Here is a 17,674-nt window from a genome sequence, read left to right as displayed (position 1 = left end):
CTACGAACGCAAAGCCGAGCACTTTCTAGCCTTCACCAGCATCGCCTGCACCCTCATCTGCTACCGCCGACTCGCCAAATGAGACGAAGTCTTAGGCAGCCGCTCGCCGTCGTCGCCGCCGAGGAAATCGTCGGTGTCGGCGATGTACCCGTCGACTGACACCGACATGTCGAGCACTGATCTAGACACTCCGACCTCCTGTGGTCTTCCTCCAGACTGGTTTCACTGGATGTAGACCTGGCGTGGCGGCCTTACTCATCGGCCTGAAAGAGAATCTTCACCACAGGCACCCGCCCGCGACCAGCCAAGGAGACGACCACCCGCCGGCACCAGCCCTGATGGCCAGCCGTTTTCAAGATGCACAATGCTCACTCAGGGATGACCAGTCCGCGCTCACGCAGCTGCGGCAGGCAGATCTCCAGGCAGGCCTCCACCGAGGCGGCATCACTACGCACGAGCAGGTCCTCGTGGAAGGGGAGACCGTTCGCGACGAAGGTCCACGGCTTCACTCCATCACGCATGCGTTCCGCGTCGGCCTTGAACAGCACCGTGACTCCCTGCTCGGCCAGTGCCTCCATGACACGCACCACGTCGGCCAATGTTCCACCCCCACCTGTTCGAATCGGCGGGTCACCTTACACGGGCCCGTAAGCTCCGACTTGACGGCATAGCACCGTGCGGTATCTGGCTGGAGTTGAGGATGAGGGAGGGGCGGGATGGGTGGTGCGGACGCTGTCGGGGATCGGGGCGTACTCGCCGGTGGTGCACCCGGACGGGGTGCGGCGGGGCCGCGACGCTCAGTCGCCGATGGTGTGGCGCGGGGTCAGGCGGCGTTCTGTGCCTCGAGGGCCAAGTTCAGGGTGGGGTAGAGCGGGAGGACGTCGTCCAGGCCGACGATGTGCAGGAGGTCGCGTACGCGCGCCGGAGTGTGGGCCAGGCCCAGCCAGCCTCCGCCGGTCTGGGCGGCGTTGTTGGCGGCGACGAGGACGTTGATGCCGCTGGAGTCCATGAAGGTGACATCGCGGAAGTCGATGACCGCGTGCCGGAAGGACCCGTCGTCTACGGTGAGGGCCTGACGGAAGGTGTCGGCTGTGGTGTGGTCGATCTCGCCGGCCAGGGCGAGGACGAGGACGCCGTCAGCGGTGGTGTGCCGGGTGACGGTCAAATGGGCCTGGTGCATACCGTCTCCTGTCCGTCGTAGGCGGGACTCGCCGCTACGAGGCCACCACCCACGCAAACGCATGCCGCCGCGTGATGTCAACTGTCCCCCGGCCAGAGCGGCCTGAAGAGGCTTGGGAGGGGCAGATGTCAGGGGCTGTGATGCAATGGGCGGCCAACGGCATGAAGATCGTGTGCTGATCATGTGAGACGGGCGGATGTATGGGGCAGACCGCGGGGGATGAGGGGAAAACGGCCAAGGACCGCGAGCTGCTGTCGGCGTCGGCCGCCTTTGACGGCGACTCCTCCTGTATCGGCGCCGCGCGGCATCTGGCCACCGGCTTTCTCACCGAGGTGCAGGCCGTGCACGGGCTGCCGGTGTCCGAGCGGGCGATGGGTATGACGGAGTTGGTGGTCAGTGAGCTGGTCACCAACGCGGTGAAGTACGCGCCGGGGCCGGTCATGCTCGACCTCACGATCAGCAAGGGCGGGGTGCGGGTGTCGGTGTGGGACAGCGATCCGGTCCTGCCGGACGTCGCAGCCACTGATCCGCAGCGGGTCGGGCGGCACGGTCTGGAGATCACCCTCGCCGTCAGTCAGGGTTTTGAGGTCCACCGTGAACCGGTCGGCAAACGCGTCACGGCGCTGATCGCGCTGGCCGACGACCCCGGCGGGAGCATCGCCGGCCGCACTGCGCCATAGGGCCCGAGGGGGAGGCCGACAGGTAGGACGGGCTCGATCCGGGGCATGTGCATGCGATGGTGGGCACCCCCGCCTGTACTCGCCACTGCGCCGCCTGACCGTGGCCGGAGAGGTCGACCCGACCACCCCCAGGACGCTGCTGCGCGGCGTCCTGGAGAACTTCGCCACCGGTCTGTGGCTTATTGGAGGGGGCCGGCCGGGCCGAACGACGGCGCCGCGCGCTGTCGCTGTGGGATGAGGACATGCGCAACCGCCACCAGCACGAGCAGAACACCGGCCCCGTACCGTCCGGCGGTGGCATGACCGGAGCACAGCGCCGGTCTGAGGTCCGCGCCGTCGCCGACCAGCTCGCCCTGGCCCCGCTCACCGCACCCAGGACCCACCAGATCCTGCTCGCCGCCGCCCCCACGGCAGGCCTCACCGCGGCCAGGGTGGGTGCCGCCTGGACGCTCGTAGGATGCTTACATGCCGAAGCCGTTACGGATGAGCCGTCGCACGTGGATTGCCGCGTGGGCGGTGCTGTGTGTGGCCGGTATTGCTGCCACCGCCGCACTGAACGCCTCTCCGGCGCCTGACCCGCAGCCCGAGACGCCCGTCAGCGCCGAGTGCGCCGAGTACATCGCGGACATCGAGACGCAGCTGGCCAAGGCCAAGAGAGAAGGCAAGGACGACGGCGTGCTGGCCTTCACTCGAACCCGGGTCGGCGCGGACGCCTGCAGCGATGAAGTTTTCGACCACTTCAGCCGCGACCGGTGAGCCGCCGTACAGGGCTCGCTGCGATAGCGGGGCTGATCTGTGCCTGTGCCGTGGCGATCATCGCCGTGAGCGCCGCACCGGAACCGGAGCCGCAGCCCACACCCCCGCGGGTGTACTCCTCCTGCCTGGCGGCCGACACCAAGCCAACGTCTGTGGGCGACGACCCATGCGACGGCCGTTGAGCCCGTTCTCCAACCGCGAGACCGGATGGCCTTGTCAGTGCCTGGTTCTATCCTCGAGGAATAGTCAAGACCTGTGGATCAAGTCAGTCGCTGTGGTGTTGCTGGCGTAGTGGGCGACTGGCGTCAGCGCGGACCCGTCGGGTTCTTCCGGCCTCAGCGAGCAGGGTGAGGACAGGGTCTCGACGGCCTTGCGCTGGAACCAGTCGGATCCGTTGGTGACTTCCTCCGAACTCCACGGCTCGCCCGCGGTGATGGACCGCAGCAGGGTCCAATCGCGCAGACGGCGGGTGAGGAACTCCCGCTTCGCGGTGATCTCGGCCATCGAGCGGGCCCAGGCGGTGAACCCCTCGTCGGCCAGCAGGAGGGCCGCGCGGCGATCGAGGTGGCGGACGATGGCCGACTGCGCCATCGTCGTGTCCGGGTCGCGCAGGATTCTGGTCACCAGATCGGCTTCGTCTTCGTCACGGACGACTGCCAGCTCGTGCAGGTAGCGGGTGAATCGCTGGTGCTCGTCCTCGGTGAAACGGTCATGGGCGCCGTTGAGGCCGTTCACGCGGCGGCCTCCTCGGGGCGCTCGACCAGACGGCCGCGTTCGAAACGGGTGCCGGCTCGCACCAGTGCCACGAACCAGGTCACGCTCGCGGCCACGCAGCAGGCCATCGTCACCGACTGGACCACCGCCCTGAACACCCTTCACCTCGACTGAAGAGGCTGTTGGAGGGCAGTGCGATGCGTACGCCGGGACGTCCCCGACGGGGTGGTGCTGGTCGCCGGTATGGGAGAACCCCGGCTGGACGGGGGAGACCAGCCGGGGCCGTGTGTGGTGGCGTGCGGAGGGCGGTCGCCTCTCGGCGGGGTGCTCTATGGGGCTTCAGCCGAACGATCGTCCCCATGGGCGGAGGGTGAGGCCCGGGGACACAGTCCCCTCCGCCAGCCACAGGTAGGTGAACGGTCAACTGCCCCGGCTTGTTCCGCTGTTGGCGCTGCGGCTGTGTGAACCACGGCACCCTGCTTGGCGCCTCGAAGTCCGTGGGGTCTATCGGGCAGCTTGTGGGACGGTTGCGGGGGGTGGTCGCGGTAGATGCACCGCCGTGCCACGCAGGCTGTGGAATCCGAGGCGTCACTGTCCGACTCACGGGTTGGGATACCCCGCGAGGCTGACCAGCGTCATGAGCAGATGACGTCCGCGGTGATATTGCGGTCACCTGATCGCCTTCAGAGTCTCGGAGCGGACCTGGAGCGTGGTCTTGGCGGCCGACTTCAGGTCCAGGTCGGCGTTCGCGGCACTGAAGGTCATCTCGGCCACCAGGGCCGTGGTGTTGCCGTCCGCCCAAGCGCAGACCGGGTAGGTGATCGTCAAGGCGGGCTGCTTCCGGGTGAGCACCTCGCAGCTGATTCTGACGGCCGACCCCGCCGGGGTGACGTCCCTCGGTGGTACGGCCACCGTCACGCCGGCGGCTTCGCCGTCGCGCTTCAGCGCGTTGGCGCGGGTCTGGTCCGTATTCTTGAATCGGCCGTAGAGGCCCGCGATCACTAGCGCGCCCTTGGTCGGGTTACCGCCCAGGCTGTATCGCCCCACGACACCGTGGGTGATCTTGGCGTCCCAGATGCCGGTCGAATCCTTCTCGATCTTCCGGCCCGTGGTATCGGAGAGGTCCTTGGTGAGCTTGTAACGGCCGTCGAGCAGTGTCCTGGGTAGGGTCAGGGCGAAGTCGGCCTCGGGAAAGCCGCTTTCGGCCTTCGCTCCGATCATCACGAGCGTCAGCAGGATCGCCAGGACGATCACGAACACCCCGCCGGCGATCCCGATCACCAGGCCGACCCGGTTCTTCTTCGGGGGCGGCAGGACCACGGGCGGCACGCCCCAGGCGTAGGGCGGCTGGGGCGGCGGAGGCATGGACACGCCAGCACAGTACTGCACGGGTTGAGCGTCAGTGATGGCCCTTCCTTGCCCGTGCCGACACCCCCAATCGCCTTGCCCGCATCGCCGAAGACCTCGCCGATGACGACGGAGCTCTGCGCTTCGGCTGCCTGCTCCATCTCGCCCAGGAGCCTGATCGAAGTCTGGCAGCGCCTCAAGTCGGCGAAGCGCAGCCGATCGCTCCCGCCACCGAGGAGATAGGGCTTAATGCTACTGGTTTACGCCACCGTGAAATGGTGGCTAGTCTGAGGTCATGTCTGTCACCACGATGACCCTGCGGATCCCCGATGAGCTGGCTCCCTCGATCAAGGCGGCTGCCTCGGAGGCCGGCCTGAGCGTGAACCAGTACGTTGTGCGCGCCGCTCGCCGTGCCGCCACTCTTGACGCCGCGCACCAGCTTGCCGCGCTGGGTCTCGGCGACGACTTGGCGGGCGAGGGAGACACTCTGTGAGACGAGGAGAGATCTGGGCCCTCGGCGACGGGCGCAAGGTTCTGATCGTCTCCCTGACCGGCTTGGAAGAGGCTTACGGTGCGGTGGTCGCGATCGTGCTGCATCCCTCCGGCCGCTTTCCGGACACGGCCATGTCGGTCGTGATCGGAGACCCCGTCCCGTGCACCGCGGTCGCCGTCAACCTCCAGCAGCTGCGGGTGACCCGCTTCGACGGCGCGAAGCTCCTCGGTGAGGTCGAACCGGCCGCGATGGCCCGCGTCGACCAGGCGTTGCGCGCCGCCCTCGACCTGTAGTCACCCCCCCCCACGATGGGGGCACGCTGCTCGAGCTGGCCGGCACTCCCCGGGGCTGCGTCCGCGCTGCCCGTAAACGGCAAGCGCGGACACGCCCTGGAGCTCGTCAGGGAGGCGCACGGTGAGCTGGACACCGGCTTTCAGGCCGTCCGAGGCCTTCCTGGACGCCTCCGGGATGGTGGCCCCAATCGCTGCGTACATCCCCGCCGGGGCCCATATGCCCTCTCCGCCCAGCAGTAGACGGAGCTGGCCGAACAGACCGCGCAGCCCGCCTTCTCCGCGGCCGCGGGCGGGATCTTCGCCCAGCGCTATGTGTGCTGTACGCGGGCGTTGCCGGACCCTGCGCTAGAAGGTCAGGTTCCAGGCGTCGATCTTGCCGGTGTCGGAGGCGGCGTTGTCGTTGACGCGCAGCTTCCAGGTGCCGTTCGCGACCTCCGAGGAGGCGTTCACGGTGTACGTCTGGGCGATGTTGTCGGCGCTGCCGCCGGCGTGGTTGTGCAGCGTGTAGACGGTGCCGTCCGGCGCCACCAGGTCGACCTTCAGGTCACCGATGTAGGTGTGCTTGATGTCCACACCCACCTTGAGGGTGGCCGGGGCGTTGCCGGTCACACCGGTTACGGCGATCGGGCTTTCCACGGTCGCGTTGTCGTTGATGGCGAAGTCCGCGAGGTTCTCGAAGTACTTGCCGGTCGGCGGGGTGGTCCCGATAGCCTTGAGGGCGTCGACCTGTCCTTCGCCGAAGAATGAGTTGTTGGCCGTCGTGCCCGTGCAGCGGCTGTCCGAGGGGCAGGCGATGTCGTTGGCCTGCTCGGCCAGTTTGGCGCGGAGCTGCGCCGGGGTGATGCCCGGGTTGGCGCTGGCGATGAGTGCCGCCACGCCGACGACGTGCGGGGTGGCCATCGAGGTGCCGCTCTTGCTGCCGTAGCCGCCGCCGGGGACGGTGGAGTACACGTTGCTGCCCGGCGCCGCGACGTCGATGACGCCCTGACCGTAGTTGGAGAACGAGGCCTTGGTGACGCCCGTGCCGTTGGCCGCGACCGTGACCACGCCCGGCAGCTCGGTCGGGATGTCGAGGCAGGCGTTGGTGATGGTGCGGGTGACCGGCGTCGAGTCGTTCGGGCTCGCGGAGTCGGTCGTCTTGTGGGCGAGGTCGTAGTTCTCGTTGCCCGCTGCGGCGATCTGGAGGGAGCCCTTGCCCTCGGCGTACTCCTGGGCGCGCTTGACGCCCTCGATGATGGCCGCCTGGTCGATGTTGTCCGGGCAGTTGAACTGCCACGGGTCCGTGTAATAGCTGTTGTTGGTGACCTTGAAGCCGTGGTCACCGGCCCAGACGAAGCCGCAGATGGTGTTCTCGGCGAAGAAGAAGGCGTTGCCCGGCTCGGCGACCCGGACCGCGGCGATCTTCACCCCGGGTGCCACGCCGACGACCCCCTTGCCGTTCTTGGCCGCGGCGATGGTGCCCGCCACGTGGGTGCCGTGCGTGTCGACGTCCCGCCACGCGCCGGCACGGGTGTCGGGCTTGCCGTAGGCGCAGGAGACCGAGTCGGCGGCGTCGAAGTTGGGCGCCAGGTCCTGGTGCTGGTCGTCCACACCGGTGTCCAGGATGCCGACCGTGACGGAGGCGGAGCCCGGGTTCACGGCCCAGGCCTGGTCCGCCTTGATCTGGCTCATGTCGGCCCGGACCGGTTCTCCGGCCGGGGTCGAGGCCTGGGCCGGATTGGCCGGGAGCGCCGGGTTGTAGGCGTCGGCCGGGACGTCCGAGGTACGCGTGGCGCCGACCTGCTGCACGCCGGCGACGCCGCGCATGGTGGCGGCGAATGCGCTGGACGCGGAGTGGGCGACGATCACGCCGATGGCGTCGAAGTTCGAGAAGACGGTACCGCCGTTGGCCGTGATCGCCGAGCGGACCGCCGAACTGTCACCAGGGGCGGTGATCACGAGGTAGGCACGCGTCCCGGCCACCCAGTTCGCACTCTGGGATGCCGGCACGGCGGCCGCGGGGGCCTTGACGGCCGGTGCGGTGGAGGGAACGACAGGAAGCGTGCCCGCGAGGGCGCCCGGGGCGCCGAACGCGAGGACGGCGCCGAGCGTGGCCGCCAGCACCAGCGTGCGTCTGGGGCGGCTGGATATGTGGGGTATCAATGCGTCCTCCGGAGACGGCCCGGCCGGGCTGAGGGCACCGGCCGGGCCGTACGAAACGAGTGGTGGATGCAAGATGTCAGGTGCATGCTCCTGTATGGAAGTACCTTTCCGTGCAGGGACGTTAGAGAGGCATGGCTGAAAAGAGACGCACTCCGGGCATCCGGAGAGTCGGGATCCACCAGGAGCTCGGCGACGTCGACCGCGCCTACCCCGCCGTCCTGGTGCCGGCCGTGCTGCCCGCACCGGAGCTCCGGACCTGCGCGGCGGCCGACACCGCCCGCGCTCCTGGTGGCCGACGGCGACGTACTGCCCTCTCGTGCCGGTCGAAGCGCCGAGCAAACAGCCAGCGTTCCCGAACCTGGGGTAGAGCGTTTCAGGGGCCATCGCGCCGTACGCTCTGAGCTGCTGAAACGGACTTTCGTTCTAACCCTGCCGGTGGCTCTGGCCAGGTAGACGATCGCGATGGCCAGACGGAGCCGGCCCTCCTCCGACTCCTGACCGACCCATCTGGCCGCCTCGAGAATCGCTGCGGCAGCCGATGACTTGCCGCTGGAATCCGCAGGTGATCTGTTCGGCATGGCACAGGACGGTCATCAGTGCTTGCGGGCCCCATCTTCCGTGCCCCAACCCCTCTGCTACCACCCTGCTGCCATTCGGTATGGCCTCCGCGAAAAAGCAGACACAGGTCCGGCTGGCGGAAGACGTGCTCGCAGCGGGCAAAGCGGCCGCGGCCGCCCGCCACCTGGACTTCAACAAGTACGTGGAACGGCTGATCATCGAGGACACCACCGGCGCCCGCTCCGCCGGCATGGCGGCCGCCCAGCGGCTGATCGAAGAGCACGGCGCATTCCTCGACGACCTGGAACAGGAACTCGACGCCCCCTACGACCGACAGCCGGGCGCCGCCGGGTGATGCTGCACGTCGACGAATCCTGGATCCTCGAAGTTGCAGAACGCACCGGGCACCGGGACCCGGCCGCCGACGACTACGGCGTGCCCATCGCCGCCGTCGCCCGCCACCGCGGCGAACTCCTCGACACGCCCGTCTACGACGGCCCCTACGCCCGCGCCGCCGCCCTGGTCCACACCCTGGGGCGATGCCGCTGGCTGGAACGCTCCAACCTGACCGTCGCCTGCGCCGTCGCCGTCATGTACCTCGAAGCCAGCAACATTCCCGTCAGTCCCACCCGCGAACAGCTCACTGCACTCGCGCACGAACTCAACAACCCCCACTGCACCGCCCAACGAATCGCTGCCTTCCTCCGCACCTGGAAACCCTGATCACCATCTGCCGTGGTCACAACTGTCGGGTGGCGCGACCTCGGAGAGAAGGCATTGGCCATCCAGGCGCTCGCCATCCGGGCCGTGGACGTCAACTTCGCCCTTCAAGAGGCCCCCAACCTGGTGGGCCGGAACCGGCATGCAGATCTCGTCCGGGCCGCGTACAAAGCTCCTTGGTCACCGCCGCCGAAGTGCTCGCAAGGCCTGATCTTCGCTTGGGAGGGCCGACCCCGGTGCCCGCTCCGCCGACGTGGGACCCGCTGCCCGGGCAGCTGTGGCATCTTGTAGCCAGACCTGGCCCCGCAGCTTTCCCCCGAGCGGCGGGGCCGGGTCGTGTTCAGCGGGCGCGGGCGACGTCGATGGGGCTGTTTGGGCAGGAGTCGAGGATGCCCGTGAGCGCGGTCGGTTCGGCGGGGTCGATCGTGAGCTGCCACCGGGTCTTGATGGCCACCCAGTCGGTGGCGTACGTGCAGAGGTTTGGTCGGGCGGTGCCTGGCGCTGATCTGGGAGACCCGCCTCTCGCGAACTGGATCAAGCAGTTCGCCGCCGGGGCCTGCGTACTACTCCTCCTGGCTCGGCCGGTGTGAGGAGAGGAGAGCGGTGATGAGCTCCCGTCGGCTGCGGACGCCGAACCGGGCGAAGACGGCTGTCAGGTGCTCCTGGACGGTGTAGGCGGAAACGTGGAGCCGCTCCACGATCTCGCGGGTCGAGCAGCCTTCCAGCACAAGGGCGGTCACCCGGTTCTGCGCCGGGGTGAGGCCGTGCGCGGCCAGGATGAGGGATCCGATCTCGGCGGCGGGGGCAGGTTCGACGACCACGCCGATCTGCTCCCCCGTGGGGCCCCGCAGCCGGGTCGCGTGCAGCGACAGCCACTGCCCATCGCTTGTTCGCAGCCGGACGGATCCGTGGCGGTCCGCCGCGGATCGCCCCGGCGCGTCATCGGGTGTGGCCAGGTGCGCGGCGATGGAGTACACGGGTACGGGCAGTCCCACGATCCGGGGGCCGGGCAGCCGGGCGAGCCACTGCTCAGCGTCCGGGCTGATCGAGACGAGGGCGAGCTCCTGGTCGAGCACGATCACTCCGGGGGTGCCCGGTGTTGCGGGCCCCTCTCGCCTCAACGTCTCCCGGACGACGGTACGGCGCAGGCCCTCGGCCAGGTGCGGGGCGATCTTCCTCAGTACATCGAGGTCCTGGCCGCGGAAGCCGGCCTCCCCGTCGGCCCGATGCAGGCACAGCACGCCCCAGCAGTCGCGCCCGGCGGTCAGGGCGGCCCGCAGCTCATCGCCCAGGCCCAGACCGGCCATGATCTCCCGGTAGCGGGCGCTCTCGCAGCGCTGCCCCCGGGTGGCCCGGTCCAACGACGTGACCGTGTCGGGCCCTCGGGCGAGCGCGGTGAACTTGTTGACGTCTTCGCGCCCGTACTCGTTGTCCAGGAAGAGGGAACTGACGCCGTCCAAGGGCTCCTGGGCCGCCATCGAGGTGAACAGCAGGGTCGCCGGATCGACGGACGCGAAGAAGACGGCCTCCACCGGGAGGATGTCCGGCAAACGGCGTAGCACCTCGATGGTCAGCTCGGGCAGGTCCAGGCCTGCGTAGCAGCGGTCGATCAGCCGCTCGACGCGTCGCTCCGGGATGCCGGTGGCCATGACGTCGACGCTACGCCGAGGTCGGCGTCGGCACGAGCCCGAGCTGGCGCGCCAGTCCGAGGTCGTCCAGACGGCCCCAACGCTCCACAATCCGGCCGCCCCGGACCCGGAAGATGTTGATCCCCTTCAGGACCACGGTGCGCCCGTCACCCACGACGCCCATCACCTCGCCCTGCTGGGTGCCGGAGGCGGTGAACTGCTCCACCACCAGCTCCCCCTCGCCGACCAGGAAACCCAGGTCGGAGTGCCAGTCCGGAAACCCCTGCCGGAACAGGGCGCCTGCGGCCCTCATGCCCTCCCGGTCCGGGCTGACGCCGACCGGCGGGTCGTGATTGACGAAGTCCTCGGCGAGGTAGACGTCGACGGCCGACAGGTCACCCCTGGTGAACAGCGCGTCGATGAAAGCGGTCACGGTCTGCTTGTTCTGCTCAATGGTGTCCATACAGAAAATCCTCGGCGCACCAGGTCGGGTCCGGAACCCCAACTCTTTGGGGTATCCCGCGCCTGGCTCAGGGTGCCCGGCCGGTGCGCGGCCGCGTCCGATCCGCTTCCTTGCCGGCGTCGGCTCTTCTCGGGCACTCAGTGACATCCTCGGCCTGGGCGATGAGCAGGCCACGTCATCGCACTCGTCCGCGTGCCGAAGCGCGTTCACCGACCAGCGGCATGCCTCCGGAAGGGCCGCCACGGTGGTCGAGGGCGCGCAGCAGCGCGTCAAGGCGAGCGCCGATGGGATCGTATGGTGTGCGGGCCGGACCAGGAGGCCCGGGAGAGCGCCTTCCGCAGCCTGTTCAGCCACATCTTCCACCAGGGCACTCCCGGCGGGCGTCTGAGGACCGTCGTCACCCATGGGCCGGCTCCCATGCATCCTCCAGCGGGCCACACAGCCGATCAGCCGAGTACCGCGTCCCGCGCCCCTCCGACCTGGCCCGCCGATCCAACGGCTGTGCCGGTCACAGTTGTCACCGACCGGGCCGGGACGGTGTCGCGGATCGGACCCGCGGGGTCCGGCGTCTCCCCAGGTCACCGGGTTGTTGCCGCCCCCGGAAGGGGATTGAGCAACAACGTCGGGCACCTCAGGATCGGGAGTGTTCCGTCCCCACCCGGTGATCCGGCGGCCCCAGTGCGCCGGTCCCGGCAGGGACGGTTCCTCGGGCGGCACCCGCACACACCGCCGCGTTCCCGATCCAGACAAAGCATCCATAAGGAGCTTATTCGTGCTGACCTGGTTCACCGGGCGTCCGCTTCAACGGGTGCCGATACGCACACTCATCATCACGGTGCTCGTCACCGCCCTGGCCGCCACCCTCCTCGATGCCTCCTTCGGCAGCCGCCTGTCCGACGCGGCCAGGAAGACGTCCACCTCGGTCACGCAACTCTGCGAGGGGACGGTCGACGCGGTCGAGGCCGCCTACCGCGCACAGGCACGGCCGGTGGCGAACGGGCCCGTCGTCCAGAGCGCGGCCTACGACTCCGGCTCCTCCACGGCCACGGTCTCCGCCACCTCGTACGCGCTCACCGCACACCAGGTGACGGTCCTCGCCTCGAAGAAGCAGGAGGCCGTCACCGACTGCACGGGCAAGCTGCACAAGGTGACACAGGCCAAGTGGTCCTACCTGTCGGCGCGGGCGGTGGAGATCGCCGCGGACGCGGTCATCACCATCCTCGGCTCCACGCTGATCTGCTCGCTCACCGGCCCGGCCGGCTGCAAGTGGGGTGTACGGTTCGCGTCCTTCGTCGGCGGGTTCGTCGGCGCGCTGGCCTTCCAGTACCTGACCGACGGCTACCTGAACTGGAAGAGCGTCGGCGGTGCCTTCTTCGACGCGACCGTGTCCATGCTGACCTTCTCAGGCCTCGACAAGCTGGACGAGTCCTACGTCGGCAAGGGCGTCCGGGCCACCCTGCAGAGCGCCGGGCAGGCCTTGAAGTCCATCGGCGCCCGCATCGGCAGCGCGGGCCCGAACATGGTCGGCAGCATCAAGAACGCGCTGAACTACATCATGATCCACAACTGGGGCGCCTTCCCGGTCGCCTTCACCGGCGGCGGTTCGGTCGAGCCGGTCATCGCCGAGAAGCGCGGTCAGCCGATCGCCGACGGGGTGCAGTTCCGCATCCCCTCCCACGCGTCCGGCAGAGACGTGCACGACGACCTGTACTCGGGCAGCTACAACACCCCGTACTACAACTGGGACGTCGCCGAGACCCCGCACATCAACAGCGACGGCGCCATCGGCTACCTGATCGGCCAGGGCGGCAGGTGCCTGACCAACACCAGCTACAACGTCGCCCTCACCCCCTGCAACTACAGCGACTCGCGCCAGGTGTGGTACGCCGACGGTGACGAGCTCATGGCCTCCAACGGCAAGTGCCTGGCCGAGGACGCCACCCACCAGCAGCGGTGGGCGGTCTCCTGCGACGGACTCAGCTATGCCGCGAACCCGAACAACAAGGACGACCAGTTCCTGATCACCCCGCCCGGCGGTACCTACATCCCGGACAGGGTCTTCAACTGGAAGAGCCACATCTCGGTGTACGAGCACGCGTAAACCCCCGCGGTACCGTTCCCGGCCCGGTGACCAACGTCACCGGGCCGGGCATTGTCGTCGCCTGGCGCGGTCGGTCATAGTTCGTGACCAAGATTGTTTTTGACGGGATTTTCCGGGAGTTCCATTGGGTCGTCCAGAACGTCCGGTCGATCCAGGTGCCGGTCCGGTCCAGCTGTTCGCCCACGAACTGCGCCTGCTGCGGCAGAAGGCGGGCAGCCCCTCGTACCGCGCGATGGCCCGCCGTACGGGCCTGTCGGTGTCCGCGCTCTCTCGCGCCGCCGCGGGTGAGCGGTTGCCCTCGGCCGCGGTGGTCCGCGCCTACGTGGAGGCGTGCGACGGGGATCCGGACGTGTGGGAACCGCGCCGCAGCGCGGCCGCCGAGGAGGCCGCGCAGACGCAGGAAGCGTCGCCCGGCGGGGCCGACGGTGACACCACCTCGCCGTACCGCGGGCTCGCCCGCTTCGAACCCGGCGACCGCGACCTCTTCTTCGGGCGTGAGCGGCTCGTCGCTGAACTGCTCGGCCTCGTGTGCGAGCGCCGGTTCGCGGCCGTGTTCGGCGCGTCCGGCAGCGGCAAGTCGTCGCTGCTGCGGGCGGGACTGATCCCCGCCGTCCAGGAGGCCGCCGGGGAGCGCGGGCGGCCCGCTGTCGTACGGATCCTCACACCGGGTGAGCGGCCCGCCGCCACCTACGGCCATCTGCTGGCGCCCGGGGACGGCGACCCCGACAGCTGGCTGATCGTCGACCAGTTCGAGGAGGTCTTCACGATCTGCCGGGACCGCGCCGAGCGCACCCGGTTCATCGACCTGCTGCTGTCGGCCAGGGAGCCGGACTCCCGGCTGCACGTGGTGATCGCCATGCGAGCCGACTTCTACGGGCAGTGCGCCGACCACCCCGGGCTCGCCGACATGTTGCGCCACTGCGGGCTGCTCATCGGGCCGATGTCCGCGACCGAGCTGCGGGAGACGGTCACGGGGCCCGCCGCCGTCGCCGGGCTCGTCGTCGAACGCGAGCTGACCGCCCGGATCGTGGAGGAGGTCGTCGACCGGCCCGGCGCGCTGCCCATGCTCTCGCACGCCCTGCTGGAGACCTGGCGGCGCCGGCGCGGCCGTATCCTCACCCTCACCGCGTACGAGGCGGCCGGTGGTGTCCAGGGCGCGATCGCCGCGACCGCGGAGCACGCGTACGGAGCGCTGTCGCCCGGTCGGGCGGACACCGCGCAGAAGCTGCTGCTGCGGTTGATCACGCCCGGCGAGGGCGTACCCGACACCAGGCGCTCGGTCACCCGCGCGGAACTGGACGACTGGGGCGACCCCGAACTTCCCGCGGTCGTCGAACGGCTGGCCGCCGCCCGGCTGCTCGCCCTCGACGGCGACACGGTGGAACTGGGCCACGAGGCGCTCATCACCAGCTGGCCGCGGCTCGGCCGGTGGATCGACGAGAACCGGGGGCGGCTGATCGCCCATCGGCGCCTCGGCGAGGACGTACGAACGTGGCTGGACCTGGGACGTGACAGCGGCGCGCTGTACCGGGGGGTGCGGCTCGAGCGGGCGGTGGAGTTGTTCGGGACGCCGGACACCGGATGGCGTCCCGTCCTCACCACTGCCGAACGCGCCTTCCTGACCGCCGCCCTGCGGGCCCGCGACGACGAGCGGCGCGCGGTGAGCCGTACCCGGCGAAGAACCCGGCGGTTGGTCACCGCCGCCGCCGCGCTGCTCGCACTCGCCCTGGTGATCGGGCTGGTCGCCTGGCAGCAGCACGACACCGAGCTGCGGGACGCCCGGGCCGCGGCCGCTCAGCGGGTCGCCGAGGTCGCCGACAGCATGCGCACCACCGATCCCCGCACCGCCATGCTGCTGGGGCTGGCCGCCTGGCGGATCGCCGCGCTCCCCGAGAGCCGGGCCGCCCTGCTCGCCGCGCCGACCCAGCCCGAGCGCGACGCGTTCACGGATCCCGGGCCGGGCGGCGGCAGCACCGAACGGTTCCTCGTCCGCTCGGGACGGGTCCTGCTGAGCGTCAGCGGCCGCACCTGGCACACCTGGAACACCGTCACCCACCGGGCGATCGCCTCCGGTCCACTGCCCGTCGACAGCGTGCGTATCGAGGCGGCGAGCCGCGACGGCAAGGTCCTGGCCCTCGACAGCGATGCGGGCGTACGGCTGTGGGACCTGGCCACCGGCCGGTGGACCGGAAGCACGGCGGTCGACGCGGGTGCGGAGATCGACCCTGGTGCGGCGATCGCCTCTGATGCGGAGATCGCCACCTTCGACGCCGCCGCCGACGCCTACCTGCTCAGCTCCGTCAACGAACCGCGCGTCGAACTGCGCGCCCTCTCCGGCGGCCGCCTGCTGGTCCGGGCGGCGGCGGGCTCCGAGACCAACGTGGCCACCACGGCGGACCGCCGCCTGGTCGCCGTCTGCCCCACCCGCGGCACCATCCAGATCCACGACACGTCCAACGGCCGTACGCTGTCCGGCGGTTGGACGAAGAACACGGGGGCGGGCAACTGCGGCGACGACAACTCCCGTCTCGTGTTCGACTCCGGCGGGCGCCGGCTCGCGGTGGTCTCCGACGCGGACGTACGGGTGTGGGACATCGCGTCCGGCCGGGAGACCGCCACGTTCGACGCCCCGGACTCCGAGTCCGTCGCGTTCAGCGCGGACGGCACTTTCCTCGCCGCCGCCGGACCGGCACAGCTCACCGTCTGGCGCCTGTCCGCACCCGGCGCTCCCGTCTTCCGCCACTCCCTCGACGGCCGCCGTATACGGGGCGACCTCGCCTGGGACCCGCACGGATCCGCACTGCGCTACCTCGAAGGCGGCACGGTCCACACCCTGGACCTGGGTCCTGCCGTCACCGCCGCCTGGCGCGACACGGCACTGGCCGATGTCCTCCTCAGCCCCGACGGCCGTACGCTCGTCACTGCCGAACAGCGGCCCGGCGGCTACGTCTTCCGCCTCCTGGACCCCGCCACCGGCCGTACGCTGCGCACCCTCCCCACAGCCGCGTTCCCCGTGCCCGCCGACAGCGCCGGGCCGGTGACGGCCACCGACGCCCAACCGCTGATGGCGTTCGGCACGGACGGCACCACCCTCGCCTACGGCGTCTCCGCTCCGGACCGCGGCACCTCGGCACAGCCGCTCACGTTGTGGGACGTCCGCCGCGCCCGCATACGGACGACGCTGGACCTCGCGGCACCCTCCGCCATGTCCGCCGCCGTCGAGGAACTCGCCCTGGGCCACGGCGGACGCCTCCTCGTGGCCATCCGCGACAACTCCGCCGGCACGACGGACGCCGAGGTGTGGGACACCGCGAGCCACCGCAGAACCGCCGACCTCGGAAACCTCGACGCCACGGCCCTCGCACTGCGCCCCGACGGCGGCCTGCTCGTCGGCGGCGACCGGGTCGCGGCGCCGTCCTCCGGCCGCAGCACGCCCCGGACCCTGGGGCTCGGGCAGGAGACGGAGGCGGTGGCGTTCAGCGCGGACGGCTCCCGGGTCGCGGTCGGGGACGCGTCCGGCCGGGTCGCCCTGTGGGACGGCAACCTCAGGCACCGGCTCGGCGTCCTGCCCAACACCTTCCCGGCCCCCGTCGGCAGCGGCGACCCGGAAGCCGTAGCCGCGCTCACCTTCAGCCCCGACGGCGCCACCCTCGCCGTCGCCGGAGACTCCGGAACCCTCCAGCTCTGGGACACCGCGAACCGGCAGCCCCTCGGCAGCGGCCTCACCACACCCGGCGAGGCCATCACCTCCCTCGCCTTCACGACCAACGGCACCTCCCTCTACGCCACCAGCCGCCACGCCCCCGTCCAGCGCTATCCGGTGACCCCTGCCTACACCGCCACCTGGATCTGCGCCCACACCAACACGACGCTGACAGCGGCCGAGTGGCACACATACATTCCGGACGCCTCCTACCGGGACGTGTGCCCGGGCAACGGTTGAGATCACCCCCGCAACAGCGGCGCCCGACGAGCCGAGCACCCCCTCATCCCACCCCGGCCACTGAGCCAACCGGGCTCCCGACGTGCAGGACCCTTCAGTCGCTTCGCTGTCCGACAGTTCCGCGTGTCGTCGCTCAGGGGATAGAGCCTCCAGGCTGTGCGCGGGCAAGAAGGCGGCCGTCCTCCGCGCGAGAGCGTGTCCGTGTACGAGATGGGAAGTGGGCAGCACGCTGGTGATGCGGTGGAGCATCACCACCACCGAGTACGCCGGGAACGGCAACACGGTCAGGCAGCTCGATTCGCGACCCCGCCGCCGTCGACCCGCCGCACGAGCAGGTGTCGGAGGAGGAGATCGAGGGGGCGCTCGCCCTGATGGAGTCGATGGCGCGCGACGACCTCGACGGGCCGGAGTTCGAGGACACCTACACCGACGCACTGGCGAAGATCATCGAGTCGAAGCGGGAAGACAAGCCCCTGCCCGACGCCCCGGAACCCGAGCAGCCGGGCAAGGTCCTCGATTTCATGGCGGCCCTGACCGAGTCTGTCCAGCAGGCCACGGCCCCCCCCCGAGGCTGCTATGTCGTGTCAAGCCGCTTGAGCGAGTTCTTCGGCATCGACGAGTTGGCTTCCCTCGGCACGTTCGAGGATCTTGAAGAT

At 69.8% G+C, this 17,674-nt stretch carries 16 protein-coding genes and 1 pseudogene; 9 read left to right on the top strand and 8 right to left on the bottom strand.

The annotated features are described in order from the left end of the window. Window positions 1-368: 368 nt before the first annotated feature. Together ABZT06_RS49400 and ABZT06_RS49395 are read right to left on the bottom strand one after the other, a co-directional pair. Window positions 369-578, bottom strand: coding sequence for a hypothetical protein (locus tag ABZT06_RS49400; RefSeq protein WP_355756220.1), 210 nt, complete (start codon window positions 576-578; stop codon window positions 369-371). 245 nt (window positions 579-823) lie between these two features. After that, window positions 824-1,180: an STAS domain-containing protein gene (locus ABZT06_RS49395; protein ID WP_355756218.1), complete on the bottom strand. Its 357-nt coding sequence runs from the start codon at window positions 1,178-1,180 to the stop codon at window positions 824-826. A 200-nt stretch (window positions 1,181-1,380) separates the two neighbouring features. On the opposite strand from ABZT06_RS49395, the gene ABZT06_RS49390 reads away from it, so the two are divergent. Together ABZT06_RS49390 and ABZT06_RS49385 are read left to right on the top strand one after the other, a co-directional pair. Beyond that, on the top strand, window positions 1,381-1,860 hold the full coding sequence (locus ABZT06_RS49390; protein ID WP_355756215.1) for an ATP-binding protein: 480 nt from the start codon (window positions 1,381-1,383) through the stop codon (window positions 1,858-1,860). A 465-nt stretch (window positions 1,861-2,325) separates the two neighbouring features. After that, window positions 2,326-2,616 carry a hypothetical protein gene (locus tag ABZT06_RS49385; RefSeq protein ID WP_355756213.1) on the top strand — a complete coding sequence of 97 codons (291 nt, stop codon included), beginning with the start codon at window positions 2,326-2,328 and terminating at the stop codon, window positions 2,614-2,616. 246 nt (window positions 2,617-2,862) lie between these two features. On the opposite strand, the gene ABZT06_RS49380 is transcribed toward ABZT06_RS49385, so the two are convergent. The 3 genes from ABZT06_RS49380 to ABZT06_RS49370 all read right to left on the bottom strand — a co-directional run bounded on the left by ABZT06_RS49380 (window position 2,863) and on the right by ABZT06_RS49370 (window position 4,695). Further along, window positions 2,863-3,351, bottom strand: a complete 489-nt coding sequence (locus ABZT06_RS49380; protein WP_355756211.1) for a hypothetical protein — start codon at window positions 3,349-3,351, stop codon at window positions 2,863-2,865. Continuing rightward, window positions 3,348-3,488 carry a hypothetical protein gene (locus ABZT06_RS49375; protein ID WP_355756209.1) on the bottom strand — a complete coding sequence of 47 codons (141 nt, stop codon included), beginning with the start codon at window positions 3,486-3,488 and terminating at the stop codon, window positions 3,348-3,350. The genes ABZT06_RS49380 and ABZT06_RS49375 overlap by 4 nt, the downstream gene beginning before the upstream one ends. A 511-nt stretch (window positions 3,489-3,999) precedes the next feature. Beyond that, window positions 4,000-4,695: a hypothetical protein gene (locus ABZT06_RS49370; protein ID WP_355756224.1), complete on the bottom strand. Its 696-nt coding sequence runs from the start codon at window positions 4,693-4,695 to the stop codon at window positions 4,000-4,002. Between the two features lie 277 nt (window positions 4,696-4,972). On the opposite strand from ABZT06_RS49370, the gene ABZT06_RS49365 reads away from it, so the two are divergent. Then, the gene (locus ABZT06_RS49365) at window positions 4,973-5,170 is read left to right on the top strand and encodes a toxin-antitoxin system HicB family antitoxin (protein WP_326659041.1); all 198 of its coding nucleotides are present in this window, start codon (window positions 4,973-4,975) and stop codon (window positions 5,168-5,170) included. After that, complete coding sequence (locus ABZT06_RS49360) at window positions 5,167-5,463, top strand: hypothetical protein (protein ID WP_355756206.1); 297 nt, start codon at window positions 5,167-5,169, stop codon at window positions 5,461-5,463. Before ABZT06_RS49365 ends, ABZT06_RS49360 begins: the two co-directional genes overlap by 4 nt. Before the next feature lie 345 nt (window positions 5,464-5,808). Here ABZT06_RS49360 and ABZT06_RS49355 read toward each other — a convergent pair whose 3' ends face one another. After that, a complete protein-coding gene (locus tag ABZT06_RS49355) occupies window positions 5,809-7,566 on the bottom strand; it encodes a S8 family serine peptidase (protein WP_355756222.1) in 1,758 nt (585 codons plus the stop codon). Window positions 7,567-8,263: 697 nt separating this feature from the next. Between ABZT06_RS49355 and ABZT06_RS49350 the strand changes: the two genes are divergently transcribed. After that, a complete protein-coding gene (locus ABZT06_RS49350; protein WP_355756203.1) occupies window positions 8,264-8,518 on the top strand; it encodes a hypothetical protein in 255 nt (84 codons plus the stop codon). After that, on the top strand, window positions 8,515-8,886 hold the full coding sequence (locus ABZT06_RS49345; RefSeq protein WP_355756201.1) for a fic family toxin-antitoxin system, toxin component: 372 nt from the start codon (window positions 8,515-8,517) through the stop codon (window positions 8,884-8,886). Before ABZT06_RS49350 ends, ABZT06_RS49345 begins: the two co-directional genes overlap by 4 nt. A gap of 560 nt (window positions 8,887-9,446) precedes the next feature. Here ABZT06_RS49345 and ABZT06_RS49340 read toward each other — a convergent pair. Together ABZT06_RS49340 and ABZT06_RS49335 are read right to left on the bottom strand one after the other, a co-directional pair. Next, window positions 9,447-10,532, bottom strand: a complete 1,086-nt coding sequence (locus tag ABZT06_RS49340) for a LuxR C-terminal-related transcriptional regulator (RefSeq protein ID WP_355756199.1) — start codon at window positions 10,530-10,532, stop codon at window positions 9,447-9,449. A 10-nt stretch (window positions 10,533-10,542) separates the two neighbouring features. Further along, complete coding sequence (locus ABZT06_RS49335) at window positions 10,543-10,974, bottom strand: ester cyclase (RefSeq protein ID WP_355756197.1); 432 nt, start codon at window positions 10,972-10,974, stop codon at window positions 10,543-10,545. 808 nt (window positions 10,975-11,782) lie between these two features. Between ABZT06_RS49335 and ABZT06_RS49330 the strand changes: the two genes are divergently transcribed. The 3 genes and pseudogenes from ABZT06_RS49330 to ABZT06_RS49320 form a co-directional block, all read left to right on the top strand. After that, window positions 11,783-13,075: a hypothetical protein gene (locus ABZT06_RS49330; protein WP_355756194.1), complete on the top strand. Its 1,293-nt coding sequence runs from the start codon at window positions 11,783-11,785 to the stop codon at window positions 13,073-13,075. Window positions 13,076-13,199: 124 nt separating this feature from the next. Further along, window positions 13,200-17,018: a hypothetical protein gene (locus ABZT06_RS49325; protein WP_355756192.1), complete on the top strand. Its 3,819-nt coding sequence runs from the start codon at window positions 13,200-13,202 to the stop codon at window positions 17,016-17,018. A gap of 380 nt (window positions 17,019-17,398) precedes the next feature. Beyond that, a pseudogene (locus ABZT06_RS49320) lies at window positions 17,399-17,674 on the top strand (hypothetical protein); the annotation flags it as partial.

Source organism: Streptomyces sp. NPDC005483, assembly GCF_040606035.1.
GTDB lineage: Bacteria > Actinomycetota > Actinomycetes > Streptomycetales > Streptomycetaceae > Streptomyces.
Note: the sequence above shows the minus strand (reverse complement) of the source record. Positions and strands in the feature narration are given on the sequence as shown.